Here is a 23,905-nt window from a genome sequence, read left to right as displayed (position 1 = left end):
GGGGCGCGTTTTTTTGTCCTAGAAAAAGAGGAATGCCATGAAAAAGGGCGAATACATAAACAATAAGGGCATGCGCAACAATTTATCTGAATTGTCTGTCTTATCAAATCCGCCTGCTTGCCCGAATCAACGATAAAGGGGGGCTGCCGCTTGTACATGACGATTGGGGAGATGTTTTCCCAGACGGTAAGAAAGTTTCCGACGCGCGAGGCAGTGGTCGAAGCGGCGACCGGACGTCGCTATACGTACGCCGAATGGGAGGTGGAAGTGAACCGATGGGCGAACGCGTTTCTTGAAGCTGGCGTACGCAAGGGAGACCGCATCTCGACGGTGCTGTATAATACGCTTGAGCTCGCGACTGCCTTGTTTGCCTGCGCCAAAATTGGGGCGGTGTTCAATCCGATCAACTTCCGGCTGAAAGCAGAAGAAATCGCCTATATTTTGACGGACGCCGAGCCAAAAATCGTGCTGTTTGAACGGGCGGTGGAACGAGAGCTTGCTGCGATTCACAGCCGTTTCCCGCACGTGTCATTTTGGTCGATCGACCGCGACCCGCCGCCGTTTGCGAAAAACGCCCATGAGCAGGCTGCGCGGACCTCAGAGGAAGCGCCGCGCATTCATGTGGAAGAGAGCGACCTTTATGCCATTATGTATACAAGCGGCACGACCGGGCGGCCGAAAGGGGTCATGCACCGTCACCGCGACATGATCGAGCAAAGCGTCATTTGCCATGGCGTGATGCGCATCCGTGAAACGGACCGCGGGCTGGCGGCGGCGCCGCTGTTCCATTGCGCCGAGCTGCATTGCTGCTTGCTGCCGCGCGTGCACGCCGGAGCGGCGAGCGTCATTTTGCACCATTTCGACGCCAAGCTCGTTCTTGAAACGATCGAGCGGGAGCGGATTACGATTCTATTTGGCGCCCCGACGATGTGGAACATGATGTTGCAGGAAGATGTAAGCGGTTACGATTTGTCTTCGCTTCGCCTCGGCCTATACGGCGCTGCTCCGATGGCTCCGGCGCTTGTCAGGCAATGCCAAGAGCGGCTCGGCATCGAGCTTATTCAAGCGTACGGCATGACGGAAATGGGGCCGGCGGTGACGTTTTTGCTCGAAGACGAGCAGCTCGCGAAACCCGGTTCCGCCGGACGCGCCTGCCTGAACCATGAGATCCGCGTCGTCCGCGCGCGTGAAGACGGGCCGTCCGATCCGGATGATGTGCTGCCGCCGTACGAAGTCGGCGAAATTGTGATGCGTGGGCCGTGCATGATGATGGGTTACTACAAGCGCGAGGAAGCGACGGAAAAAGCGTTGTACAAAGGCTGGTATCATTCCGGCGACCTCGGCTACCTTGATGAAGACGGCTATTTGTATGTCGCCGACCGGGTCGATGACATGGTGATCAGCGGCGGGGAAAACGTCTATCCGCGCGAAGTCGAGGACGTATTGTACGAGCATCCAAAAGTGCTTGATGTCGCTGTGCTCGGCGAGCCGGATGAGTTGTGGGGCGAAAAAGTCGTCGCCTTCGTCGTCAAAAAAGATGACAGCTTGACTGCCGATGAGCTCGAGCAGTTTTGCAAAACGAGCGACCGCCTCGCTCCGTACAAACGTCCGCGCGCCTACTATTTCATCGATGCCCTGCCCCGCAACGCGAGCGGGAAAATCCAAAAGTTTTTGTTGCGCGAACAGCTGAAAAAACAGGCGGCGGGGGGAACAACAGAAAAGTGACGGAACAGAAAAGAGGAGGACAGATGACAGCCCGCTATTTGCGCGAAGAACATCATATATTCCGCGATGCGTTCCGCAAGTTTTTGGAAAAAGAAGCATACCCGCATTATACCGAGTGGGAGAAGCGCGGCATCATTCCGCGTTCGTTTTGGGCGAAGATGGGCGAAAACGGCTTTCTTTGCCCGTGGGTTGATGAAAAGTATGGAGGCTTGAACGCTGATTTTGCCTACTCAGTCGTCATCAACGAGGAGCTGGAAAAAGTAGGATCGAGCCTCATCGGCATCGGCTTGCACAACGACATCGTCACGCCGTATATCGCGTCGTACGGCACGGAAGAGCAAAAACAAAAATGGCTTCCGAAATGCGTCAGCGGCGAGATCATTACAGCGATTGCCATGACCGAGCCGGGGGCGGGTTCGGATTTGGCCAACATTTCGACAACGGCAGTAAAAGACGGTGACTACTACATCGTCAACGGGCAAAAAACGTTTATCACGAACGGCATTCATGCCGACTTGATCGTCGTCGCCTGCAAAACCGACCCGCAGGCGAAGCCGCCGCACCGCGGCATCAGCCTGCTCGTCGTGGAGCGGGATACGCCGGGGTTTACGCGCGGCCGGAAGCTGGAGAAAGTCGGGCTGCACGCCCAAGATACGGCCGAGCTGTTTTTCCAAGATGCGAAAGTGCCGGCATATAATTTGCTTGGCGAGGAAGGAAAAGGATTTTACTATTTGATGGAAAAGCTCCAACAGGAGCGGCTTGTTGTCGCCATCGCCGCCCAAACGGCGGCAGAGGTCATGTTTTCGCTCACGAAGCAGTACGTTAAACAGCGGTCGGCGTTCGGCAAACGAGTGAGCGAGTTTCAAACCGTCCAGTTCCGCCTTGCGGAAATGGCGACGGAGATCGCCCTCGGGCGCACGTTTGTCGACCGCGTCATTGAAGAGCATATGGCGGGAAAACAGATCGTCACCGAAGTGTCGATGGCGAAATGGTGGATTACCGAGATGGCGAAACGCGTCGCCGCCGAGGCGATGCAGCTGCACGGCGGCTACGGCTATATGGAAGAATACGAGATCGCCCGGCGCTACCGCGATATCCCTGTAAGCGCCATTTATGCCGGGACGAACGAGATGATGAAAACGATCATCGCCCGGCAGCTAGATTTGTAGAAAGAGGGAAAGATATGCTCCATGGCATTGTTGTCGTTGATTTTTCCCATTACTTGCCAGGTCCGTTTGCGAGCTGGCGCCTCGCCCAGCTCGGAGCCGAAGTCATCAAAATCGAGCCCCCGTCCGGCGACCGGCTGCGCCCGTTCGCCGGGGGCCGGATGTTTGCCGCTTACAACGCCGGCAAACAAAGCGTCGCCCTTGATTTAAAGACGGAGGCGGGGCGCGAGCAAGCACGGCGGCTCGCCGCCCGTGCCGATGTGGTGATCGAAAGCTTCCGCCCGGGGGTGATGGCGCGGCTTGGGCTTGGCTATGACGACATCTGCCGCGACAACGAACGAATCATTTACTGCTCGATCAGTGGCTTCGGCCAACAGAGCAGCCGCTCGCTGCTTGGCAGCCATGATCTGAACTACATGGCGCTTTCCGGTTTGCTTGCGCAGTTCGCGGACCGAAACGGCCGACCGGTTCATCCGAAGATCACGCTTGCCGATTTTATCGGCGGCATGGCGTCGGCCGAGCGCGTGTTGGCGGCGCTGTTTGCCCGCGAGCGGACCGGCAAGGGGGCTTATCTTGACGTCTCGCTTGTGGACGGATTGGTCGCGATGATGGCCGGCCATTTTGCCATTGAGCACGGCGGCGGGCCGGACAACGGCCTTGTCGAGCTTTCCGGGGAGGTGGTGTGCTATCAGCTGTACGAGACAAAAGACGGACGCTATATGAGTTTAGCGGCGCTTGAGCCTCACTTTTGGCGGCGGTTTTGCGAAGCGGTCGGCCATCCGGAATGGATGGAGGCGCAATGGGCGCCGGCTCGGCTGGGGGAAGCCGTATATGATGGGCTCGTCGCTTTGTTCCGCGAAAAGACGCTTTCCGAATGGAGCGCGTTCGCCGAAGCGATTGACGCCTGCCTCGCTCCGGTGCTGGAGACGGGTGAGGCGAAGGCGCTGTTTGCTGACAGCCGGCTCCGCCATCTCGTCCGGCTGCAGCCAAACGGAGCATGGACGGCCGCACATGGGCCGGACGGCCAATGGGGCGGTGTGGCAGCTCCGGACATTAATGAACATGCTTATTTGTTAGGGGAGGGGAATGAATCATGATGAAAACACCGTTAAACATTTCCATGATGCTTGAGCGGGCGGAGCTGTTTTTCCCGAAAAAGCAAGTCGTTTCGCGCATGAAAGGAGGCGTCGTCCGCCATACATACAAGGAGATCGGCGAGCGGACGCGCAGGCTGTCAAGCGTGTTGAAGCGGCTCGGGGTGGAAGTCGGCGACCGCGTCGGCACGTTCGCCTGGAACCATCACCGCCATTTGGAAGCGTATTTTGCCATTCCGGGCATCGGGGCGGTGCTCCATACGATCAACATCCGCCTCTCGCCGCAGCATATCGCGTACATCATCAACCATGCCGATGACCGCGTGCTGCTGATCGATGATGATTTGCTGCCGGCAATTGAAGCGGTCAAGGACGAAATCCCGAACGTGCGCGCCTTCATCGTCATGACCGATGCCGACGAGCTGCCGGAAACGACGTTGTCGCCGGTGTACCATTACGAGAAACTGCTTGCTGAGGGCGATCCGGCGTTTCCGTTCTTCAAAGACCTCGATGAATACCAACCGGCTGGTATGTGCTATACGTCGGCGACAACCGGAAATCCGAAAGGAGTCGTCTACACGCACCGGAGCACGGTTCTGCACGCGATGGCGCTAGGGCTGGCTGACACGCAAGGATTGTGCGAGCGCGATGTCGTCATGCCGGTTGTGCCGATGTTTCACGTCAACGCGTGGGGGCTGCCGTTTGCCGCCACTTGGTTCGGTTCGACGATTGTCATGCCGGGGCCAGCGTTTACCCCGAAAGTGCTTGCCGAGCTGATTGACGCCGAACGGGTGACGATCACCGCCGGCGTGCCGACGATTTGGCTTGGACTCTTGCAAGAACTCGAGAAAGGAAACTACGATGTAAGCAGCTTAACGCGCGTCATTTGCGGCGGATCGGCAGCTCCGAAAGGGGTCATCCGGGCGTTCGAAGAAAAGTACGGCATTCCGTTCATTCACGCGTACGGCATGACGGAAACGAGCCCGCTTGTGCTCGTGTCGCGCCCGAAAAGCTATCAAGACGGGCTGTCGTACGAGGAGAAACTGGACATTCGCGCCAAGCAAGGGCTGCTCGCGCCAGGGCTTGAGATGAAAGTGATCGGCCAAAACGGGCCGGTTCGTTGGGACGGGCAGGAAATGGGCGAGCTTTGCCTGCGCGGGCCGTGGATTGCCTCTGAGTATTACAACGATGAGAGAACGAACGAAGCATTTCGCGATGGCTGGCTGCATACCGGCGATGTCGTCACCGTCGACGAAGAAGGATTCGTCAAAATCGTCGATCGGACAAAAGACGTCATTAAAAGCGGCGGCGAATGGATTTCGTCCGTCGACTTGGAAAACGCGCTCATGGCGCACGAGGCGGTGTTTGAAGCGGCGGTTGTCGCCGTGCCGCACCCGAAATGGCAGGAGCGGCCGATTGCCTGCGTCGTGCTGAAAGAAGGCAAAAGTGTGACGAAGGAAGAGCTGTACGACTTTTTGCGCCCGCAATTTACGAAATGGTGGCTGCCGGATGACATTGTGTTTCTCGATGAAATTCCAAAAACGAGCGTCGGCAAGTTTTTGAAGCGGAAACTGCGCGATGAGATGGCGGCGCGTTATGCCGATGCGGCGACGGAGTAAAGGAGGCGAACACCGTGGCAGAAACGATTGCCGTCATCGGCGCCGGGGTGATGGGAAGCGGCATCGCGCAAACGGCGGCGATGGCGGGAAAAACGGTGCATTTGTATGATGTGTCTGAAGCGGCCTTGCAAAACGGGCTCGCTTCGGCGGAAAAAAGCTTGCGCCGCTTTGTCAAAGCCGGCGAGCTGTCCGAGCCGGAGGCAGCGGCAGCACTTGGGCGCATCCGCTCGACCGTCGATTTGGCCGAAGCGGTGCGCGGGGCGGATGTCGTCATCGAAGCAGTGCCGGAAAACTTGGCGCTGAAAAAAGACGTGTTTCAGCGGCTTGATCAACTGGCGAAGCCGAACGCCATTTTGGCGACCAACACATCGGAGTTGAGCGTTACGGCGCTTGCCGCCGCGACCAACCGGCCGGAGAACGTCATCGGCATGCATTGGTTCAATCCGGCGCCAGTGATGAAGTTGATCGAAATTGTGAAAGGTGAGACGACTTCCGACGACACAGTCGACGCCATCCGCCGGCTGTCCGAAGAGTTTGGCAAAGAAACGGTCGTCGTGAAAGACCGGCAAGGGTTTGTGACAACGCGGGCGCTTGCCGCCCATATGATCGAGTGCATCCGCATGTACGAAGAAGGGGTTGCCTCAGCGGAAGACATCGATAAAGCGGTGCGGCTTGGCCTCAATTATCCGATGGGGCCCTTTGAGCTAGCCGACATGGTCGGGCTCGATACGCTCCTGTTTGTGAGCGAAAACATGACGGAAGCATACGGCGACCGATTCCGGGCGCCGCAGCTTTTGCGCAAGCTCGTCGAAGCCGGGCATTTAGGGCGGAAGACGGGGAAAGGGTTTTATACGTATACAAAATGAACAGGCGCATCTCACAGGCAGAGCAATGAGAGCAGAAACATGCCAATTTGGCGGCGCCCGCGGCTTATCGGTCGGCGGGCGCCATTGGATAAAAGGTGCGGTTTGCACCGTCAAGGCATGGCGATGACAAAAAAACAACAAGGGGGAGAAAATGGTGCGTGAAGCGGTCATTGTCGAAGCGGTCAGGACGCCGGTCGGCAAGCGGAACGGCGTCTTCCGGGACGTTCATCCGGTCCATTTGGCCGCGGTGGTGCTTGATGAAGTCGTGCGCCGGGCCGGCATCGACAAGCGGGTGGTCGAAGACATCGTCATGGGCTGCGTGACGCCGATCGCCGAACAAGGATACAACATCGGCCGGCTGGCGGCGCTTGAGGCCGGGTTTCCAGTCGAAGTGCCCGCCGTGCAAATCAATCGAATGTGCGGCTCGGGGCAGCAGGCGATCCATTTCGCCGCCCAGGAAATCCGCTCCGGGGATATGGATGTCACGATCGCGGCCGGGGTCGAAAGCATGACGAAAGTGCCGATTTTAAGCGATGGCAACGATCGGACGATTCCGCCGTCGCTTCATGAAAAATACGAATTCATCCACCAAGGCGTCTCCGCTGAGCGGATTGCGAAAAAATACGGCTTGACGCGCGAAGAGCTTGACGCCTACGCGTACGAAAGCCATCGACGCGCCTTGGCTGCTCAGCGCGAAGGGAAGTTTCGCGCCGAAATCGTCCCGGTGAAAGGGCTTGACCGCGACGGCCGCGAGATGCTCGTCGTTGATGACGAAGGGCCGCGGGCGGATACATCTCCGGAAGCGCTCGCTTCGCTCAAGCCGGTGTTTCAAGAAGACGGCCTCATCACCGCCGGCAATGCGAGTCAAATGAGCGACGGGGCGGCCGCTGTGCTTTTAATGGAACGGGAGGCGGCGAGGCGGTTCGGGCTGAAGCCGAAAGCGCGCATCGTCGCGCAGACGGTCGTCGGCTCCGACCCGACGTACATGCTTGATGGCGTCATCCCGGCGACGCGGCAAGTGCTGAAAAAAGCGGGCCTCGCGATCGATGACATCGACCTCATTGAAATCAACGAAGCGTTCGCCCCGGTCGTACTTGCCTGGCAAAAGGAAATCGGCGCCCCGCTTTCGAAGGTGAACGTCAACGGCGGCGCCATCGCGCTCGGCCATCCGCTCGGCGCGACCGGTGCGAAGCTCATGACGTCGCTCGTCCATGAACTTGAACGGCGCGGCGGCCGCTATGGGCTATTGACGATTTGCATCGGCCACGGGATGGCGACGGCCACGATCATCGAGCGGGAGTAAGAGCAAGGCGTGAAAAAAGCATCTTGACGAAGCATTGGACAGCGGTGGCGGCCAGCAAGCCGCCGGGCCGCTGTTTTTTTCTTTCGTGATGGGAAAATCAAAAATATAGGACGGAGTCGAAGCCGTGTGATAAGATGAAAGAAAACAAAGTGAAAGGGGGAGCTCTGTGCAAAAGGAGAAACCGTTTTACACGTATAGTGATATTGAAAATTGGGAAGGAAATTGGGAACTGATTGATGGTGTTCCATACTTACTGGCTTCTCCTTCGTTTGCGCACCAATATGTTGTTGGACAGCTGCACTTGGCTTTAGCTTCGTATTTCCAAGCGCGCGGCTGCCATGTCATCCTTTCCCCGTTTGACATTCAGCTTGATCCCGAAGAGCCGGAACGGACGGCGAAAACAGTCGTTCAGCCGGATTTATCGGTCGTCTGCCGGACTGAGCAAATCCGCAGCCGTCGAATGAAAGGAGCTCCCGATCTGATTGTTGAGGTTCTGTCGCCAAGCACCGCCTTACGCGATCGAAACCAGAAGTACCATTTATACGAAAAACATGGGGTGCGTGAATATTGGATTGTGGATCCGAGCAACTGGACAGTCGAAGTGTTCAGCCGGCAAGACGGGCGATTTCAACAGCGAGCTGTCTTCGGACCGAGCGATGAACTCGTTTCCTTTTGGCAGCCGGATTTAACCGTTTCGCTCGCCCCGGTGTTTCCTCCGGAAGAAAGCGAAGTGTAATGCAGCTGGCAAAGGTTTTTGTGTCGCTTTGCCAGGGTGGCTTTTGCGAAAAAAGTTGCGGCCTCTAAATAGACAAAAAGCCGAAGGGGATCCATGCCATGAAACAACCCGTTCTCGCTTCCTTGTATTTATCGCTTGCCGCTAGCATTTGGGGCGGGATGTATGTCGTCAGCAAATACGTCCTTGAATTCATCCCGCCATTTACGCTCGTCTGGCTGCGCTACGCCGTCGCCTTGATCGTGCTTGGCGTAATTGCTGTTGTGAAACGGGAGCACCCGCCGAAAAACAGGCGCGATTGGGGTTTAGTCATTGCCATCGGAGCGATCGGCTACGTCGTCTCCATTTCGTTGCAGTTTGTCGGCACGAAATGGTCAAATGCCCATACCGCTTCGCTCATTACCGCCTCGACGCCGACGTTTGTCGTGCTGTTTGCCCGCTGGCTGCTCGGCGAAGCGCTCACATGGCGGAAGCTTGTTGCGTTGTTGTTGGCGACATCCGGGGTGATCGTCATCGTCGGACTTGGAGGCGGCGGGGAATCGACGCTTGCCGGAAATATGGCTTTAGTCGGCGCGGCGGTCACCTGGGCGCTGTTGTCGGTGCTTGTCAAAATGGCGTCGGCCCGCCTGTCCGTGTTTTCGATCACCACGTACGCTATTTTCACTGCGTTTATCGGCATGACGCCGATGATGCTCACCGAAGGGCCGGGGCTTGCTGCGAGCCATTGGAGCGTTCCCGTCGCCCTTGGAGTGTTGTATCTTCATACTATACTGACAATGTCATGCCGATTGATGAGGAGCTGTTGTCTCTGACGGTTTTCTCATTGTCCGCCGCTACTTATGTCTGCCCTTTCGCTTTCTCCCCAACCGCTCGGCGCGGCAGCTTCCAGCCGTACGCGTATGACAAAATGCGCAAAGCGGCCACGGCGATAAACAGCACATACAGCTCAACGGGCGACTCGGCCCATTTCAGCCCGATGGCGAGGCCGGCGAGAATGGCCCAGACGGCGTAAATTTCCGCATGCAGCACAAGCGGCTTCCGTCCGGCGAGCACGTCGCGGATGATGCCGCCGCCGCTTCCGGTCAACACAGCGGCGACGATGACCGCACTTAACGGATGCCCCATTTTGACGGCATACAGCGCTCCTTGGATGGCAAACGCCGACAGCCCGAGGGCGTCAAAAAAGTTGCCCCACCGCTTCCACGGCGGCAGCATTTGCTTTGGGAATAAATAGACGATTGTCATCGAGACTAAGGCGACAAGAAAGAGCGGCCCTTGTTCCCATAACGCCGACACGGGAACCCCGATCAGCAAATTGCGCACCGCCCCGCCGCCAAAGGCGGTGACGATCCCTAAAATGTACACCCCAAGCAAATCGTACTCCTCTTCCATCGCCACGATCGCCCCGCTGATGGCAAACGCGACCGTGCCGATAATGCTCAATACTTCCCAGGTCATTCTTGCTGTTCCTTTCCGTGCGGTGTTCTTGTATCATTGTAGAGGCAAAAGCGGCGGAAAATCAATCGTTTTTTTGGAACGAACTAGCAGACTGTCGGTGAAATTTGGTATCATGGACACAGATAACATGTTCGCCGAAAAGGAAAGGAAGGGATGTCATGAGCCGCGAACAAGCGATTATTGTCGGCTGCCAGCTCGCCGGCGTCGACGATGAACGGTTTCGCTATTCGATGGAAGAGCTCGCTTCGCTCGTTGCGACGGCAAACGGCGAAGTCGCGGCCGAACTCGTGCAAAAGCGCGAGGCGCCGCACCCGGCGACCTATATCGGCAAAGGGAAAACGGAAGAGCTCGCCGCGTTGGTCAAGCAGCTGGAACCGGACGTCGTCATTTTCAACAGCGAGCTCTCTCCAAGCCAAGCGCGCAATTTGACAAGAATGCTTGGCGATGTGAAAGTGATTGACCGGACGCAGCTTATTTTAGACATTTTTGCTCAACGCGCCCGTTCGAAAGAAGGGAAGCTGCAAGTCGAGCTCGCCCAGCTGGAGTATATGCTGCCGCGCCTTAGCGGCCAAGGAGAGGCGTTATCCCGCTTGGGCGGCGGCATTGGGACGCGCGGTCCGGGGGAAACGAAGCTGGAGACCGACCGCCGCCATATTCGCCGACGCATTGACGACATTAAAGCTGAGCTGCGGCGCATCGCCGAGCATCGCGGGCGGTACCGCGAGCGCCGGCAAAAAAACCAAGCGTTTCAAGTTGCGCTCGTCGGTTACACGAACGCCGGCAAATCAACGATCTTCAACCGGCTGACCGCCGCGGATTCGTTCGAGGAAAATTTGCTGTTTGCAACGCTTGACCCATTGACGCGCAAATGCGTCTTGCCATGCGGCTACACGGTGCTTGTCACCGATACGGTTGGGTTCATCCAAGACTTGCCGACGACGCTCGTCGCCGCGTTCCGCTCGACGCTTGAGGAAGTGAAAGAGGCCGATTTGTTGCTCCATGTCGTCGATTCGTCGCATCCGGACTACGCCGCGCACGAGCGGACGGTGTCGCGGCTGCTCGCTGAACTAGGGGCTTCTTCCATTCCAATGGTCACGGTGTACAATAAAAGCGATCAAAAAACGCCGGAATTCATTCCGACAACGACTGCTTCCATCGTGATGAGCGCGCTTTCCGCCGTCGACATCGATCGGCTCCGCTATTTTCTTGAAGCGGCGGTGAAACAGCAAATGGCCCGTTACGACGTGTCGATCCCAAGCGGCGAAGGAAAATTGCTTGCCCGGTTAAAAACGGACACGATTTTGCACGAATGGCATTATAATGAGCAAGGGGGCACGTACGACTGCCAAGGGTACGTGTTGCCGACGCACCCGCTGTACGGGGAGCTGCAACCATTCCAACGATAGAAAGGGTTCATCTATGTTTTGGACGCAATGGAAACACGGAGAAACGATCGCTGCTCTCGTCGAGGAAATCGAAGCGCAAATCGCACCGATTCACCGTCGCATCGACAAATTGGTTGATGCGAATCAATACCGCGTGCTTGAGAGCTTCCGCCGCCATCAAGTGAGCGACGGCCATTTCATCCCGTCGACCGGCTATGGCTATGACGATACCGGCCGTGATACGCTCGACCGCATTTACGCCGACGTCTTCGGCGCCGAAGCAGGCCTTGTACGGCCACAAATCATTTCCGGCACGCATGCGATCGCCATCGCTTTGTTCGGCATTTTGCGCCCGGGGGATGAATTGCTTTACATCACCGGCGCTCCGTACGATACGCTTGAGGAAATCGTCGGCGTCCGCGGCCGCGGCATCGGTTCGTTGAAAGAATTTCAAATCAGCTACCGGAGCGTGCCGCTTACAGAAGACGGATCAGTCGACTTTCCAGCTGTTCGCGAAGCGATCCACGAGCGGACGAAAATGATCGGCATTCAGCGCTCGCGCGGCTATGCGACTCGACCGTCGTTTACTGTCGAAGAGATCGGCAACATGATTGCATTCGTCAAGTCGATCAAACCGGATGTCGTCGTGTTTGTTGACAACTGCTACGGTGAGTTCGTCGAAGAGAAAGAGCCATGCCATGTTGGCGCTGATTTGATGGCCGGCTCGCTCATTAAAAATCCAGGCGGGGGTCTAGCGAAAACGGGCGGTTACATCGTCGGCAAGCGGGAATACGTCGAGGCGTGCGCCTATCGGATGACGTCCCCAGGCATCGGCGCCGAAGTCGGCCCGTCGCTGTACAGTCTGCTTGAGATGTACCAAGGGTTTTTCCTCGCCCCGCACATCGTCGGCCAAGCGCTCAAGGGAGCGGTGTTCACCGCGGCGATGCTTGAACGGATCGGTCTTGAGACGTCGCCGGCATGGGATGAGAAGCGCACGGATCTTGTGCAGTCCGTTCGCTTTGACGATCCGGAGCAGATGGTCGCTTTTTGCCAAGCCATTCAAGCGTTTTCGCCGGTGAACGCCCATTTCACTCCGTATCCGAGCGACATGCCCGGCTATGAAGACAAAGTGATCATGGCCGCCGGCACGTTCGTGCAAGGAGCGAGCATCGAGCTGACCGCGGACGGTCCGCTGCGCCCGCCATACGTTGCATATGTCCAAGGGGGCTTGACGTATTCACACGTGAAAATCGCTGTCTGTTCTGCTGTTCATCGCCTCCTTGAACGGCAGTTGATTAGTTTGTGAGAAAAGATGACGTTTCATTGACTGATTTTTTGACATTATGATAAAATAAAGGTATTAAAAGCGAGGAGGAATTGGCATGAGCAGCAACATTCGACGTTCCATGCCATTGTTTCCGATTGGGATTGTGATGCAGCTGACCGACTTATCGGCCCGGCAAATCCGCTATTATGAAGAACATGGCCTCGTCACGCCGGCGCGTACGGAAGGCAACCGGCGGCTTTTTTCGCTCAACGACATCGACCGTTTGCTGGAAATTAAAGATTTGATCGACCAAGGCGTCAATTTGGCTGGCATCAAGCGAATTTTTGCTGCTCGACAAGAAGGGCGCCGCGAGCAGCCAGAAAAGATCGACAAAGTGGGCAAGCCGAAGTTGTCGGACGAGGAGCTGCGGGAAATTTTGCGTACGGAGCTGCTGCAGGCCGGACGGTTCCAGCGCGCATCGCTTCGCCAAGGAGATCTCGCTCGCTTCTTTCACTAATGATGGGAAATGATTTCGGAGCCGGGGAGGAGTTTGAATCATGGCAAAATATACGCGCGAAGACATTATGCGCATCGTCAAAGAAGAAAACGTCAAATACATTCGCTTGCAATTTACCGACATTTTAGGCACGATCAAAAACGTGGAAATTCCGATCAGCCAGCTTGAAAAAGCGCTCAACAACAAAATGATGTTCGACGGGTCATCGATCGAAGGGTTTGTGCGCATTGAAGAATCGGACATGTATTTGTATCCGGACTTGGATACGTTCGTCATTTTCCCGTGGACCTCAGAAAAAGGAAAAGTCGCTCGCTTCATTTGCGACATTTACAATCCGGACGGCACGCCGTTTGAAGGCTGCCCACGCTACAACTTGAAGCGGATGCTAAAAGAGATGGAAGCGCTCGGCTTCACGGCGTTCAACTTAGGGGCGGAGCCGGAGTTTTTCCTCTTCAAGCTCGATGAAAAAGGGCATCCGACGATGGAGCTGAACGACCGCGGCGGCTATTTTGACTTGGCGCCGACGGATCTCGGGGAAAACTGCCGGCGCGACATCGTACTTGAACTCGAGGAAATGGGCTTTGAAATCGAGGCGTCGCACCATGAAGTCGCCCCGGGCCAGCATGAGATCGATTTTAAATATGCCGATGCCATCAAAGCGTGCGACGACATTCAAACGTTTAAGCTCGTCGTCAAAACGATCGCCCGCAAACACGGGCTGCACGCGACGTTCATGCCAAAGCCGATTTTCGGCATCAACGGTTCGGGGATGCACTGCAACTTGTCGCTGTTCCGCAACGGCGAAAACGCCTTTTTCGATCCGAACGCCGATCTGCAGCTGAGCGAGACGGCGCTCCAGTTCATCGCCGGCGTGCTGAAGCATGCGCCGAACTTTACGGCGGTGACGAATCCTACGGTCAACTCGTACAAACGGCTTGTTCCGGGCTATGAAGCGCCGTGCTATGTCGCTTGGTCGGCGCGCAACCGCAGCCCGCTCATCCGCATTCCAGCTTCGCGCGGCATGAGCACGCGCATTGAGGTGCGCAGCGTCGACCCGTCGGCCAACCCGTACTTGGCGATGGCAGTGCTGTTGGCTGCGGGGCTTGACGGCATTCGCAACAAACTCACTCCTCCAGCGCCGGTGGACCGAAACATTTACGTCATGACAAAAGAAGAACGGCTCGAAGAAGGCATCGTCGATTTGCCGGCGACGCTTATCGAAGCGATCGAAAATTTGAAATCGGACGAAGTGATCATCCAAGCGCTCGGCAAACATTTATTCGAGCATTTCGTCGAAGCGAAAGAAATCGAGTGGGATATGTATCGGACGACGGTTCATCAATGGGAATTGGACCAATATATGGAACTCTACTGATTTGCAAAAAAGCTGCCCTGTTTGCAGGGCAGCTTTTTTGCTGGACGCAAGCCGGCTCGAGTCAGTCGAACAGGCGATAAACGCCGATCACTTTGCCGAGAATCGTGCAGTCGCGGACGATGATTGGTTCAAGATGGGCGTTTTCCGGCTGCAGGCGGATATGATCTTTTTCCTTGAAAAACCGCTTCACTGTCGCCTCGTTGTCTTCCGTCATGGCGACGACGATATCGCCGTTGTTCGCCGATGACTGCTGGCGGACGATGACGTAGTCGCCGTCTAAAATGCCGGCTTCGATCATGCTGTCGCCCATCACCTCAAGCATAAACAGCTGCTCTTCACCGGCGGCGAGCCGCTTCGGCAGCGGAAAGTAGCCTTCGATGTTTTCCACAGCTGTAATGGGCTGGCCGGCCGTCACCTTGCCGATGATCGGCACCGAGATGATCTCCTCTTTTTCTCTCTCCTTGGCCATGTCGTTGTCCAAAATTTCAATGGCGCGCGGCTTCGTCGGGTCGCGGCGGATGTACCCTTTGCTCTCTAAGCGCGCAAGGTGCCCGTGGACGGTCGAACTTGACGCCAACCCGACCGCTTCCCCGATTTCCCGCACCGACGGAGGATAGCCCTTTGTTTTTACTTCCTGTTTAATAAACTCTAAAATTTGCTGTTGCCGTTTCGATAGTTTCGTCATTCTTTAACACCTCTCGCCACATCGTTTGCCTTCATTATACCATGCGGAAGATGAAAAAACAAACATAAGTTCGAATTTTTTATTGACACAAACAAATGTTCTTGGCTATAATGAAAGCAAGCGAACAAACATTCTGGAAAAGGGTGGGGGAAATGGGGAAAACGTTGCTGCATTACTTTCTGTTTTCATTTTTGTTTGCGCTCATGCTGGCGGGGTTCGTCTATGCCGGCAGTCCAATTGACAAAAAAGAATACGTGGCGATCACGGTCGCTCCTGGCGACACGCTTTGGGGGCTGGCGAAACAGTACGAGCAGGAGCACAATATGCCGCCTGATGAGTTCATCCGCTGGGTCATGGATGTCAACCATTTGCCGAGTCCGCGCCTTGCCGCCGGTGAACGGATCGTCATTCCTGTGTTAAAATCAAAGCAGGGCGGCTCGGTGGCCGTCAATCAGTGACCGGAAAGAAGGGATGGATCATGAGGGCGGTCATTTACTGCCGCGTCAGTACGGACAAAGTCGAACAGGAGACGTCGCTCGCGAGGCAGCGCGATGAGCTCGAGCGGCTGGCGGCCGAGTGTGGATTGGAAGTCGTCAAAGTGATCGCTGAGCAGGCGAGCGGCTATGAAGTCGATCGCGACGGCGTATTGGAGCTGCTTTCGCTTTGCGAGGAAGGCAAGGTCGATGTACTGCTCATTCAAGACGAAACGCGGCTCGGGCGTGGCCATGCACGCATGGCGTTGCTGCATTGCTTGAAAAAAACAGGGGTGAAAATATACAGCGCCAGCCACCGCGGGGAGATGCCGCTGTCGGAGGCCGATGAGATGGTGTTATCCATCATCGCTATTGTCGAGGAGTACCAGCGGAAAATCCATAACGCGAAAATTCGGCGCGGCATGCAGCGGGCCATCGCTCGCGGCTACCGGCCGGAGCGGAACTTAAGGCGCCGGGGCGAAAACGCCGGGCGCGACCGAATCGAGCTGCCGGTAGAGGAGATCGTCCGCTTACGCGAACGCGGCTTAACGTTTGCCGACATCGCCGCGACGCTGCAAAGCTTTGGCTACGAGGCGTCCAAGGCGACCGTCCATCGCCGTTACCAGGAATATATGGACGAGCAACAAGGGCGGCGTTGAACGTGTGCTGCGCCTGGCCGTAAAGCAGCGAACAGGTGAAGGAAGACTATCAAGATGCCATCGTTGCCATCTTCCCGCTTGATCAGATAAGATAAAACAGAATGAGAATATGGCAGATAGGAGAAGATGACCAATGCTTGCCAAACATAAATTAGCCCGCATCAACGAACTGGCGAAAAAAGCGAAAACGGCCGGTTTGTCGGCCGAAGAGGTGTTCGAGCAGGCGAAGCTTCGCCGCGAATACATTCAGGCGTTCCGCAAGACGATGACCGATATGCTCCATTCGGTGACGATCATCGACCCGAACGGCAACGACGTGACGCCGAAAAAGTTGAAGGAAAGCCAGCGGCGGCGCTTCCATTAAGGCGTGGGAAAACAGACGGCGCTTCGTTTGCACTGAAAGAGAAAAGAAACGTTGTACAAGCAAGCCCATTTTCTATATGATAGTAAATGACACCATGTTGATGAAAAGGAGGAAGACGATGGCGCATTCAATCGAGGAGTTGGCGATTACGACGATTCGCACGCTGTCCATTGACGCGATCGAAAAAGCAAAATCTGGGCATCCGGGCATGCCGATGGGTGCGGCGCCGATGGCGTACACGCTTTGGACGAAATTTATGAACCATAATCCGGCGAATCCGAACTGGTTCAACCGCGACCGGTTTGTCTTGTCCGCCGGGCACGGGTCGATGCTGTTGTACAGCTTGCTCCATTTAAGCGGCTACGATGTATCGATGGAGGATTTGAAACAGTTCCGCCAATGGGGAAGCAAAACGCCGGGCCATCCGGAGTACGGTCATACGCCGGGGGTGGAAGCGACGACCGGCCCGCTCGGCCAAGGGATCGCGATGGCAGTCGGCATGGCCATGGCCGAACGGCATTTGGCGGCTACATACAACCGCGACGGGTTTGAGATCATCAACCATTATACGTACGCCCTTTGCGGCGACGGTGACTTAATGGAAGGGGTGGCGAGCGAAGCCGCGTCACTCGCCGGCCACTTAAAGTTGGGCCGCTTGATCGTCTTGTATGACTCGAACGACATTTCGCTGGACGGAGAGCTCAACTTATCGTTCTCGGAAGACGTCGCCCAGCGCTTCCAAGCATACGGCTGGCAATATTTGCGCGTTGAGGACGGCAACAACATTGAAGAAATCGCTAAAGCGTTGGAAAAAGCGCGGGCGGACCTCAGCCGGCCGACGCTCATTGAAGTGAAAACGACGATCGGCTACGGCGCGCCGAACAAAGCGGGCACATCCGGCGTCCACGGCGCGCCGCTCGGGGCGGAAGAGGCCAAATTGACGAAAGAGGCGTACCGCTGGACGTTCGCTGAAGATTTTTACGTGCCGGAAGAAGTATACGCTCACTTCCGGGAAACGGTGCAAGAGCCGGGAGCGAAAAAAGAAGCGGAATGGAATGAACAGTTCGCCGCGTACGAACGGGCGCATCCGGAGCTGGCCGCCGAGCTGAAGCGGGCGATTGAAGGGAAGCTTCCGGACGGCTGGGAGGCGTCCTTGCCGGTATACGAAGCAGGAAAAAGCCTAGCGACCCGCTCATCGTCCGGGGAAGTGATCAACGCCATCGCCAAAGCGGTGCCGCAGTTTATCGGCGGTTCGGCTGACTTGGCGAGCTCGAATAAAACCTTGATCAAAGGCGGCGGCAACTTCCTGCCGGGGAGTTACGAAGGCCGCAACATCTGGTTTGGCGTGCGCGAGTTTGCCATGGGGGCGGCGCTGAACGGCATGGCGCTCCATGGCGGATTGAAAGTGTTCGGCGGCACGTTCTTCGTGTTCTCTGACTATTTGCGTCCGGCGATTCGCTTGGCGGCGCTCATGGGCTTGCCAGTCACCTACGTCTTGACGCACGACAGCATCGCCGTCGGCGAAGACGGCCCGACGCACGAGCCGGTCGAACATCTCGCTTCGCTTCGGGCGATGCCGAACTTGTCAGTCATCCGACCGGCTGATGCCAATGAAACGGCGGCGGCATGGCGGCTGGCGCTCGAATCGACGGACAAGCCGACCGCGCTCGTCTTGACGCGTCAAGATGTGCCGACATTGCCGCGAACGGCTGAATTGGCGTATGAAGGCGTGAAAAGAGGCGCGTACGTCGTTTCGACGGCGAAAAATGGCGCTCCAGAGGCGCTGCTGTTGGCGACCGGCTCGGAAGTCGGCCTGGCCGTGAAAGCGCAAGAAGCGCTCGCCGCTGAGGGCATCCATGTTTCTGTCATCAGCATGCCATCGTGGGACCGCTTCGAAGCGCAGCCAAAATCGTACCGCGATGAAGTGCTTCCGCCGGCGGTGACGAAGCGGCTTGCCATTGAAATGGGCGCGTCGCTCGGTTGGGAGCGGTACGTCGGCGCCGAGGGCGACATTTTGGCCATCGATCGGTTCGGCGCCTCGGCTCCAGGAGAAACAATCATGGCTGAGTACGGCTTCACGGTCGACAACGTCGTCCGCCGCACGAAAGCGTTGCTCGGCAAGTAATCGGGCGATTGTGGAGACAAACTGCCCTTGCGACCGTTGCAGGGGCAGCTTTTTTATCATCTCCAGCCGAGAAGCTTTCCACTTCAACACTTCTAGTAGGTGCAAGTGGGGGAGCATTCAAGAACATGGATGCATTTTCACGTTTGTGTGAGGGCAAAAGCTTGTTTACGACATTTGGAAGGGCTGTTGCTAACAAAAATCGACAATGTTAGTGAAAAAACTTGCCGTTAATAGACATATTTTTCCCCTTTCCTTTTCTATAATAGAAAATAGATGAACAGAAATGGGGGATGGGGCATGGTCCGCTATTGGATTTATTTGTTGAATGACGATGTGGCGTCGCATTACCGCCATCGGGCGGAAAAAATTGTCGAACTGCTTCGTGAGCATCAATACGCGAAAGCGCCGCTAAAGGCGATCTGCCGCAAGCAAGTCGAATTTATCACCGAACGGCTGTCGTTTTCACGCCTGGAACTCGGCTTAAAGCAGTATTTTGCCGGCCGCGTCGGCAAAAATTTGGAGCGCAATATGTTTGTTTTGCAAAACGACGCCGGCGAGGAAGCGTTGCTTGTCGTGCAAAAGCGCCGTTTGCTTCTTGTCGCTGACAGTGCGCCGCTTGCCGCGGACATCGGCCGGGCGCTCGCTCGGTTGGCGCCGACGTTTTTGGCGGTCGACGCTGATTTTGCCGATTACTACTGGCTGTCCGCGCCTGCGCAAGGAAGAAAATTTGCGTAATGAAAAGATTTTTGTCGCGAAATATTGTCTAATGGCGCATCGTTTAGTACACTGTTAGGGAGACAACAAGAAGGAGGAAAATCGCTGTTATGTGGGGTACGATTCTCGTTGGCGTGCTGGCGCTCATCGCCGGTGTGGCGATCGGATTTTTCATCGCCCGCAAAACGATGATCAATTATTTGAAGAAAAATCCGCCGATCAATGAACAAATGATCCGGATGATGATGATGCAAATGGGCATGACGCCGTCGCAGAAGAAAATCAATCAAATGATGAAAATGATGAACAATCAGCTGAAATAAGCGCAACGGACACTCGATCGAGAGTGTCTTTTTATTTTGCAAAAATGTTCTTTCAAAATTTTTCTAGTTTTGTTACAATAATATGGCGATTGTTCGTCAGCCAAACGAAAGGAGGGCGGGATGCGTGAGCGTGTTTCGCGATTTGTTTTGGTTTTTCCGCCAAGAAAAGAAGGCGTATATCACCGGCATTTTCGTGCTTGTCATCGTCGCGTTTTTGGAGACCGTTCCGCCGAAGGTGATCGGCTTGTTGGTCGACCATATGAAAAACGGAACGATGACAAAAGGGGTGCTCATCCGCTGGATCGCCGTCCTTGCCGCGGTTGCGGCGGCGCTTTACGGGCTTCGCTACGCTTGGCGCATTTGCATTTTCGGCGCCGCGGTCAAGCTCGCCCGCCAGCTGCGCAACGAGTTATACCAACATTTTACGAACATGTCGCCGTCGTTTTACCAACGGAAACGGATCGGCGATTTAATGGCCCATGCGACGAACGATTTGCAGGCGATTCAGCAGACGGCCGGAAGCGGCATTTTGACGCTTGTCGACTCAGTGATGCTTGGCGGGTTCGTGTTGGCGACGATGACGTTTTCGATCAGCTGGAAGCTGACGCTTATCAGCCTGTTGCCGCTGCCGGTGATGGCGGCGGCGACGAGCCGGTATGGAACGATCCTCCATCGCCGGTTTTTGACGGCGCAAGAGGCGTTTTCATCGCTGAACGACAAAGTGCAAGAAAGCATCAGCGGCATTCGCGTCATCAAGGCGTTCGGTTATGAGGAACACGATGTTGAGGCGTTTCGCCGTCAATCCGAAGATGTCGTGGCGAAAAACGTCGCCGTCGCCAAAATTGATGCTTTGTTTGACCCGACAATCGGGCTGCTTGTCGGGCTGTCGTTTTTTCTCGCTGTGGCGTTTGGCAGCCAAATGGTTCTGGCCGGCGAGTTGACGATTGGCGAGCTCGTGTCGTTTACGACCTACCTTGGCCTGCTCATTTGGCCGATGCTGGCGTTCGGCTGGCTGTTTAACATCGTTGAGCGCGGGCGCGCCTCGTACGACCGAGTGCGGGCGCTGCTGGCTGAACAAAATGAAATCACCGAACGTCCCGATGCCGTGGGCGTTCCTCCGCAAGGAGACATTGAATACCGCATTCGGCAATTTGTCTATCCGGGAGAGGCGAAGCCGGCGCTTACGGATGTTCATTTTTGGCTCAAGCGCGGGGCGACGCTTGGCGTCGTCGGCAAAACCGGGGCGGGAAAAACGACGTTGCTGCGCCTGCTATTGCGCGAGTTTGACGGTTACGATGGCGAGATCCGTTTCGGCGGCCGCGACATCCGCGATTATACGCTTTCCGCGCTTCGTTCGGCGATCGGCTACGTGCCGCAAGACCATTTTTTGTTTTCCACTTCCATCCGCGACAACATCGCTTTTGCGAAACCGGAAGCAAGAGAGGATGAGATAGTCCGAGCGGCGCGGCTGGCCAACATTCATGATGACATTTTGCAATTTCCCGATGGGTATGAGACGATCATCGGCGAGCGCGGCGTTTCCTTATCCGGCGGGCAAAAACAGCGGCTGTCGATCGCGCGGGCGCTCCTCATCGATCCCGAAGTGCTCATTTTTGATGACGCGTTGTCGGCTGTGGATGCGAAAACCGAGGCGCGGATTTTAGCGGCGCTCAAACAGGAGCGGCGCGGAAAAACGACGATCATCGCCGCCCATCGTTTAAGCGCGGTTGAGCATGCCGATTGGATTCTCGTCCTTGACGGGGGGCGAATCGTGCAGGCGGGAACGCACAGGCAGCTGATGGCTGAAGACGGCTGGTATCGCGACATGCACCGGCGCCAGCAGCTTGAGGCGCTTGCGGAGTGACCACAGCCTTAAACGTCCGAACTCTCGCCAAAAACGAGCGGAGCGAACAGCCTGAAAATATAAGTTTTGTTTATGAGATAGGAGGAAGCGGATGAACGACGGAACGTTGACGGCGAAAGAACAGCGGCGCGTCTTATGGCGGCTGCTCGCTTATATGGGAAGATACAAAAAGGAAACTGCGCTTGCGTTTACGCTTCTTCTGTTGGCGACGACCGGGGAGCTTGCCGGTCCGTATTTAGTGAAAGTGTTCATTGATGACTATTTGGTGCCGGGCCGCTTCGACTTTGGCCCGGTGGCGGCGCTGGCCGCCGTCTATCTCGGCGTGCTCGTCTTGAAAACGATCATTTCCTACTTCCAGCTTGTCGAGTTTCAGCGGCTCGCCTTATATGTCATTCAAGCGATGCGGATGGATGTGTTTGCGAAAGTGCACCGGCTCGGAATGAGCTATTTCGACCGGACGCCGGGCGGAAGCATCGTTTCGCGGGTGACGAACGATACGGAAGCGATTAAGGATATGTTCATCAGCGTCCTCGCGGCGTTTGTGCAAAACGGCTTGTTTGTCATCGGCGTGTTTGCCGCCATGTTTTCGCTCAACGTTCGTCTTGCATTGTTTTGCCTGTTCATTCTTCCGGCCATTGCGTTGATTATGAAGACGTACCGACGCTACAGCTCGGTGTTTTATCAAGAGATGCGCGAACGGCTGAGCGAACTGAACGCCAAATTGAATGAATCGCTGCAAGGGATGGCCATCGTTCAGGCGTTCCGCCAGCAGCGCCGCTTATATCAAGAGTTTGCTGCTGTCAATGAAGCGCATTACAAGGCGGGGATGAAAAACATCCGGCTTGATGGGCTGTTGCTTCGGCCAGCGGTCGATATGGTGTACATGTTGTCGATCATGGTTGTGCTCAGCTTTTTCGGCGTCACGGCGTTTGACAGCCCGGTGGAGATCGGCGTGCTGTACGCATTTGTTAACTATTTGGAGCGCTTTTTCGAACCGGTGACGCAAATGATGATGCGCCTGTCTCTTTACCAGCAGGCGATCGTTTCCGCCTCTCGCGTGTTCGCCCTTCTTGATCATCAAGAAGAGGCGCCGGCCAATCCGGATGGGTCGTCGCATGCGATCGAGCGCGGGGAAATCGAATTTCGTGACGTCAGCTTTTCCTACGACGGCAAACGGGATGTGTTGAAGCGGCTGTCGTTTGTCATCCGTCCGGGGCAGACGGTCGCGTTTGTCGGCCATACCGGCAGCGGCAAAAGCTCGATCATCAATTTGCTTATGCGCTTTTATGAGTTTGACCGCGGCGACATTTTGATTGACGGCCGCTCGATCCGCGACTACTCGCGCGCTGAGTTGCGCCGCCGCCTCGGCCTTGTCTTGCAAGATCCGTTTTTGTTTTACGGGACGGTCAAAGAGAACATCCGCATGTATAACGAAAAATTGAGCGATGACCAAATTCGGGAGGCCGCCCGGCTCGTTCAAGCTGACGCGTTCATTGAGCGGCTGCCCGGCGGCTACGACCACGTGCTTGCCGAGCGCGGGGCGACGTTATCAAGCGGCCAGCGCCAGCTTCTTTCCTTTGCCCGCACGATCGCTGCCGATCCGAAAATTTTGGTGCTCGATGAGGCGACAGCCCATATTGACACGGAAACGGAAGAGGCGATCCAAGATGCGCTTGCCCGCATGCGAAAAGGGCGGACGACGATTGTCATCGCCCATCGTTTATCGACGATCCAAGACGCTGATCAAATTTTCGTTCTCCATCGCGGCGAAATTGTCGAGCGCGGCACGCATCAGCAGCTGCTGGCGCAAAAAGGGCTTTACTACCAAATGTACTTGCTGCAAAACGGCCTTGTCGACGCCCATGTGTAAGCGCGTCATTTCGACGCCAATGCTTGGAGCAAAAAGAAAAAGCGCCATGTCCTGCCTAGCGGGAGGCGCTTTGCTTTCGCCGTTTGACTTGATCGCGTTGATACGCATTGAGCAACGTGTCAAGCTCTTTGCTGATTTTCATGGCCGCCGCTGAGTTTAGCCCCGTTTTGGCCACCGTGTCGACAAGCTCCATCCGTTTTTGTTCAATCAAGGTCAACAAGTTGCGTTTTGGCACGAAGAAACCGTCCTTTTCATGAGAATATCATGTATTGTATTTTATACTATTTTACCTAATGAACGCAAAAATGGAAAATAGAAAG

Annotated in this window: 22 protein-coding genes and 1 pseudogene; 20 read left to right on the top strand and 3 right to left on the bottom strand. The window is 56.0% G+C overall.

Annotated elements, in window-relative coordinates; all coding sequences use genetic code 11:
• Positions 1 to 150: 150 nt before the first annotated feature.
• The 8 genes and pseudogenes from GJ1_RS05765 to GJ1_RS05730 all read left to right on the top strand — a co-directional run.
• A complete protein-coding gene (locus GJ1_RS05765; protein ID WP_066229687.1) occupies positions 151 to 1,725 on the top strand; it encodes a fatty acid--CoA ligase in 1,575 nt (524 codons plus the stop codon).
• Between the two features lie 23 nt (positions 1,726 to 1,748).
• Positions 1,749 to 2,894, top strand: coding sequence for an acyl-CoA dehydrogenase family protein (locus GJ1_RS05760; RefSeq protein ID WP_066229684.1), 1,146 nt, complete (start codon positions 1,749 to 1,751; stop codon positions 2,892 to 2,894).
• Between the two features lie 14 nt (positions 2,895 to 2,908).
• Positions 2,909 to 3,988, top strand: a complete 1,080-nt coding sequence (locus tag GJ1_RS05755) for a CaiB/BaiF CoA transferase family protein (RefSeq protein WP_066229681.1) — start codon at positions 2,909 to 2,911, stop codon at positions 3,986 to 3,988.
• Positions 3,985 to 5,604 (top strand): long-chain fatty acid--CoA ligase, encoded by a 1,620-nt coding sequence (locus GJ1_RS05750; protein ID WP_066229678.1) that lies wholly within the window; start codon positions 3,985 to 3,987, stop codon positions 5,602 to 5,604. The genes GJ1_RS05755 and GJ1_RS05750 overlap by 4 nt, the downstream gene beginning before the upstream one ends.
• 14 nt (positions 5,605 to 5,618) lie before the next feature.
• Positions 5,619 to 6,470: a 3-hydroxyacyl-CoA dehydrogenase family protein gene (locus tag GJ1_RS05745; RefSeq protein WP_066229675.1), complete on the top strand. Its 852-nt coding sequence runs from the start codon at positions 5,619 to 5,621 to the stop codon at positions 6,468 to 6,470.
• A gap of 151 nt (positions 6,471 to 6,621) precedes the next feature.
• Positions 6,622 to 7,773 (top strand): thiolase family protein, encoded by a 1,152-nt coding sequence (locus tag GJ1_RS05740; RefSeq protein WP_174520098.1) that lies wholly within the window; start codon positions 6,622 to 6,624, stop codon positions 7,771 to 7,773.
• A gap of 166 nt (positions 7,774 to 7,939) precedes the next feature.
• Positions 7,940 to 8,509, top strand: a complete 570-nt coding sequence (locus tag GJ1_RS05735) for a Uma2 family endonuclease (RefSeq protein ID WP_066229672.1) — start codon at positions 7,940 to 7,942, stop codon at positions 8,507 to 8,509.
• Between the two features lie 98 nt (positions 8,510 to 8,607).
• Positions 8,608 to 9,282 (top strand): annotated as a pseudogene (locus GJ1_RS05730) (DMT family transporter); the annotation flags it as partial.
• Positions 9,283 to 9,343: 61 nt separating this feature from the next.
• Here GJ1_RS05730 and GJ1_RS05725 read toward each other — a convergent pair.
• Entirely contained in the window at positions 9,344 to 9,964 is a 621-nt protein-coding gene (locus GJ1_RS05725) for a trimeric intracellular cation channel family protein (protein ID WP_066229669.1), read from the bottom strand.
• A gap of 158 nt (positions 9,965 to 10,122) precedes the next feature.
• Between GJ1_RS05725 and hflX the strand changes: the two genes are divergently transcribed.
• The 4 genes from hflX (at position 10,123) to glnA (ending at position 14,508) form a co-directional block, all read left to right on the top strand.
• Complete coding sequence (gene hflX, locus GJ1_RS05720; protein ID WP_066229666.1) at positions 10,123 to 11,370, top strand: GTPase HflX; 1,248 nt, start codon at positions 10,123 to 10,125, stop codon at positions 11,368 to 11,370.
• A gap of 13 nt (positions 11,371 to 11,383) precedes the next feature.
• The gene (locus tag GJ1_RS05715) at positions 11,384 to 12,655 is read left to right on the top strand and encodes a methionine gamma-lyase family protein (RefSeq protein ID WP_066229663.1); all 1,272 of its coding nucleotides are present in this window, start codon (positions 11,384 to 11,386) and stop codon (positions 12,653 to 12,655) included.
• Positions 12,656 to 12,731: 76 nt separating this feature from the next.
• Positions 12,732 to 13,133, top strand: a complete 402-nt coding sequence (locus tag GJ1_RS05710; protein WP_066229661.1) for a MerR family transcriptional regulator — start codon at positions 12,732 to 12,734, stop codon at positions 13,131 to 13,133.
• A gap of 40 nt (positions 13,134 to 13,173) precedes the next feature.
• The gene (glnA, locus tag GJ1_RS05705) at positions 13,174 to 14,508 is read left to right on the top strand and encodes a type I glutamate--ammonia ligase (protein WP_066229657.1); all 1,335 of its coding nucleotides are present in this window, start codon (positions 13,174 to 13,176) and stop codon (positions 14,506 to 14,508) included.
• 61 nt (positions 14,509 to 14,569) lie between these two features.
• Here glnA and lexA read toward each other — a convergent pair whose 3' ends face one another.
• Positions 14,570 to 15,193 carry a transcriptional repressor LexA gene (gene lexA / locus GJ1_RS05700; protein ID WP_011230827.1) on the bottom strand — a complete coding sequence of 208 codons (624 nt, stop codon included), beginning with the start codon at positions 15,191 to 15,193 and terminating at the stop codon, positions 14,570 to 14,572.
• Between the two features lie 152 nt (positions 15,194 to 15,345).
• Between lexA and yneA the strand changes: the two genes are divergently transcribed.
• The 8 genes from yneA (at position 15,346) to GJ1_RS05660 (ending at position 23,585) form a co-directional block, all read left to right on the top strand.
• Positions 15,346 to 15,651, top strand: coding sequence for a cell division suppressor protein YneA (yneA, locus tag GJ1_RS05695; protein WP_044736882.1), 306 nt, complete (start codon positions 15,346 to 15,348; stop codon positions 15,649 to 15,651).
• Between the two features lie 20 nt (positions 15,652 to 15,671).
• Entirely contained in the window at positions 15,672 to 16,325 is a 654-nt protein-coding gene (locus tag GJ1_RS05690) for a YneB family resolvase-like protein (protein WP_066229654.1), read from the top strand.
• Positions 16,326 to 16,458: 133 nt separating this feature from the next.
• On the top strand, positions 16,459 to 16,689 hold the full coding sequence (locus tag GJ1_RS05685; RefSeq protein ID WP_066229651.1) for a DUF896 domain-containing protein: 231 nt from the start codon (positions 16,459 to 16,461) through the stop codon (positions 16,687 to 16,689).
• A 118-nt stretch (positions 16,690 to 16,807) separates the two neighbouring features.
• Positions 16,808 to 18,814, top strand: coding sequence for a transketolase (tkt, locus tag GJ1_RS05680; protein WP_066229648.1), 2,007 nt, complete (start codon positions 16,808 to 16,810; stop codon positions 18,812 to 18,814).
• A gap of 297 nt (positions 18,815 to 19,111) precedes the next feature.
• Complete coding sequence (sirA, locus tag GJ1_RS05675; protein ID WP_066229643.1) at positions 19,112 to 19,549, top strand: sporulation inhibitor of replication protein SirA; 438 nt, start codon at positions 19,112 to 19,114, stop codon at positions 19,547 to 19,549.
• A gap of 89 nt (positions 19,550 to 19,638) precedes the next feature.
• The gene (locus GJ1_RS05670; RefSeq protein ID WP_033010341.1) at positions 19,639 to 19,851 is read left to right on the top strand and encodes a YneF family protein; all 213 of its coding nucleotides are present in this window, start codon (positions 19,639 to 19,641) and stop codon (positions 19,849 to 19,851) included.
• A gap of 124 nt (positions 19,852 to 19,975) precedes the next feature.
• A complete protein-coding gene (locus GJ1_RS05665) occupies positions 19,976 to 21,715 on the top strand; it encodes an ABC transporter transmembrane domain-containing protein (RefSeq protein WP_066229640.1) in 1,740 nt (579 codons plus the stop codon).
• A gap of 91 nt (positions 21,716 to 21,806) precedes the next feature.
• Positions 21,807 to 23,585 (top strand): ABC transporter ATP-binding protein, encoded by a 1,779-nt coding sequence (locus tag GJ1_RS05660; RefSeq protein WP_066229637.1) that lies wholly within the window; start codon positions 21,807 to 21,809, stop codon positions 23,583 to 23,585.
• Positions 23,586 to 23,640: 55 nt separating this feature from the next.
• Here the strand turns inward: GJ1_RS05660 and GJ1_RS05655 are convergent, their stop codons facing one another.
• The gene (locus tag GJ1_RS05655) at positions 23,641 to 23,820 is read right to left on the bottom strand and encodes an aspartyl-phosphate phosphatase Spo0E family protein (protein ID WP_066229634.1); all 180 of its coding nucleotides are present in this window, start codon (positions 23,818 to 23,820) and stop codon (positions 23,641 to 23,643) included.
• Between the last annotated feature and the right edge of the window lie 85 nt (positions 23,821 to 23,905).

It is taken from the genome of Geobacillus jurassicus NBRC 107829, from assembly GCF_001544315.1.
GTDB classification, from domain to species: domain Bacteria; phylum Bacillota; class Bacilli; order Bacillales; family Anoxybacillaceae; genus Geobacillus; species Geobacillus jurassicus.
The sequence above is the reverse complement of the archived record's forward strand: the minus strand, read 5'-3'. Positions and strand labels throughout refer to the sequence as shown.

Bases quoted from the DNA above. Each gene is read 5' to 3' on its own strand.
- GJ1_RS05690 (WP_066229654.1), top strand. From the start codon at position 15,672: ATGAGGGCGGTCATTTACTGCCGCGTCAGTACGGACAAAGTCGAACAG.
- glnA (WP_066229657.1), top strand. From the start codon at position 13,174: ATGGCAAAATATACGCGCGAAGACATTATGCGCATCGTCAAAGAAGAA.
- GJ1_RS05755 (WP_066229681.1), top strand. From the start codon at position 2,909: ATGCTCCATGGCATTGTTGTCGTTGATTTTTCCCATTACTTGCCAGGT.
- GJ1_RS05660 (WP_066229637.1), top strand. From the start codon at position 21,807: ATGAACGACGGAACGTTGACGGCGAAAGAACAGCGGCGCGTCTTATGG.
- GJ1_RS05715 (WP_066229663.1), top strand. From the start codon at position 11,384: ATGTTTTGGACGCAATGGAAACACGGAGAAACGATCGCTGCTCTCGTC.
- tkt (WP_066229648.1), top strand. From the start codon at position 16,808: ATGGCGCATTCAATCGAGGAGTTGGCGATTACGACGATTCGCACGCTG.
- GJ1_RS05750 (WP_066229678.1), top strand. From the start codon at position 3,985: ATGATGAAAACACCGTTAAACATTTCCATGATGCTTGAGCGGGCGGAG.
- GJ1_RS05685 (WP_066229651.1), top strand. From the start codon at position 16,459: ATGCTTGCCAAACATAAATTAGCCCGCATCAACGAACTGGCGAAAAAA.
- sirA (WP_066229643.1), top strand. From the start codon at position 19,112: ATGGTCCGCTATTGGATTTATTTGTTGAATGACGATGTGGCGTCGCAT.
- GJ1_RS05740 (WP_174520098.1), top strand. From the start codon at position 6,622: ATGGTGCGTGAAGCGGTCATTGTCGAAGCGGTCAGGACGCCGGTCGGC.
- GJ1_RS05670 (WP_033010341.1), top strand. From the start codon at position 19,639: ATGTGGGGTACGATTCTCGTTGGCGTGCTGGCGCTCATCGCCGGTGTG.
- yneA (WP_044736882.1), top strand. From the start codon at position 15,346: ATGGGGAAAACGTTGCTGCATTACTTTCTGTTTTCATTTTTGTTTGCG.
- hflX (WP_066229666.1), top strand. From the start codon at position 10,123: ATGAGCCGCGAACAAGCGATTATTGTCGGCTGCCAGCTCGCCGGCGTC.
- GJ1_RS05710 (WP_066229661.1), top strand. From the start codon at position 12,732: ATGAGCAGCAACATTCGACGTTCCATGCCATTGTTTCCGATTGGGATT.
- lexA (WP_011230827.1), bottom strand. From the start codon at position 15,193: ATGACGAAACTATCGAAACGGCAACAGCAAATTTTAGAGTTTATTAAA.
- GJ1_RS05760 (WP_066229684.1), top strand. From the start codon at position 1,749: ATGACAGCCCGCTATTTGCGCGAAGAACATCATATATTCCGCGATGCG.
- GJ1_RS05725 (WP_066229669.1), bottom strand. From the start codon at position 9,964: ATGACCTGGGAAGTATTGAGCATTATCGGCACGGTCGCGTTTGCCATC.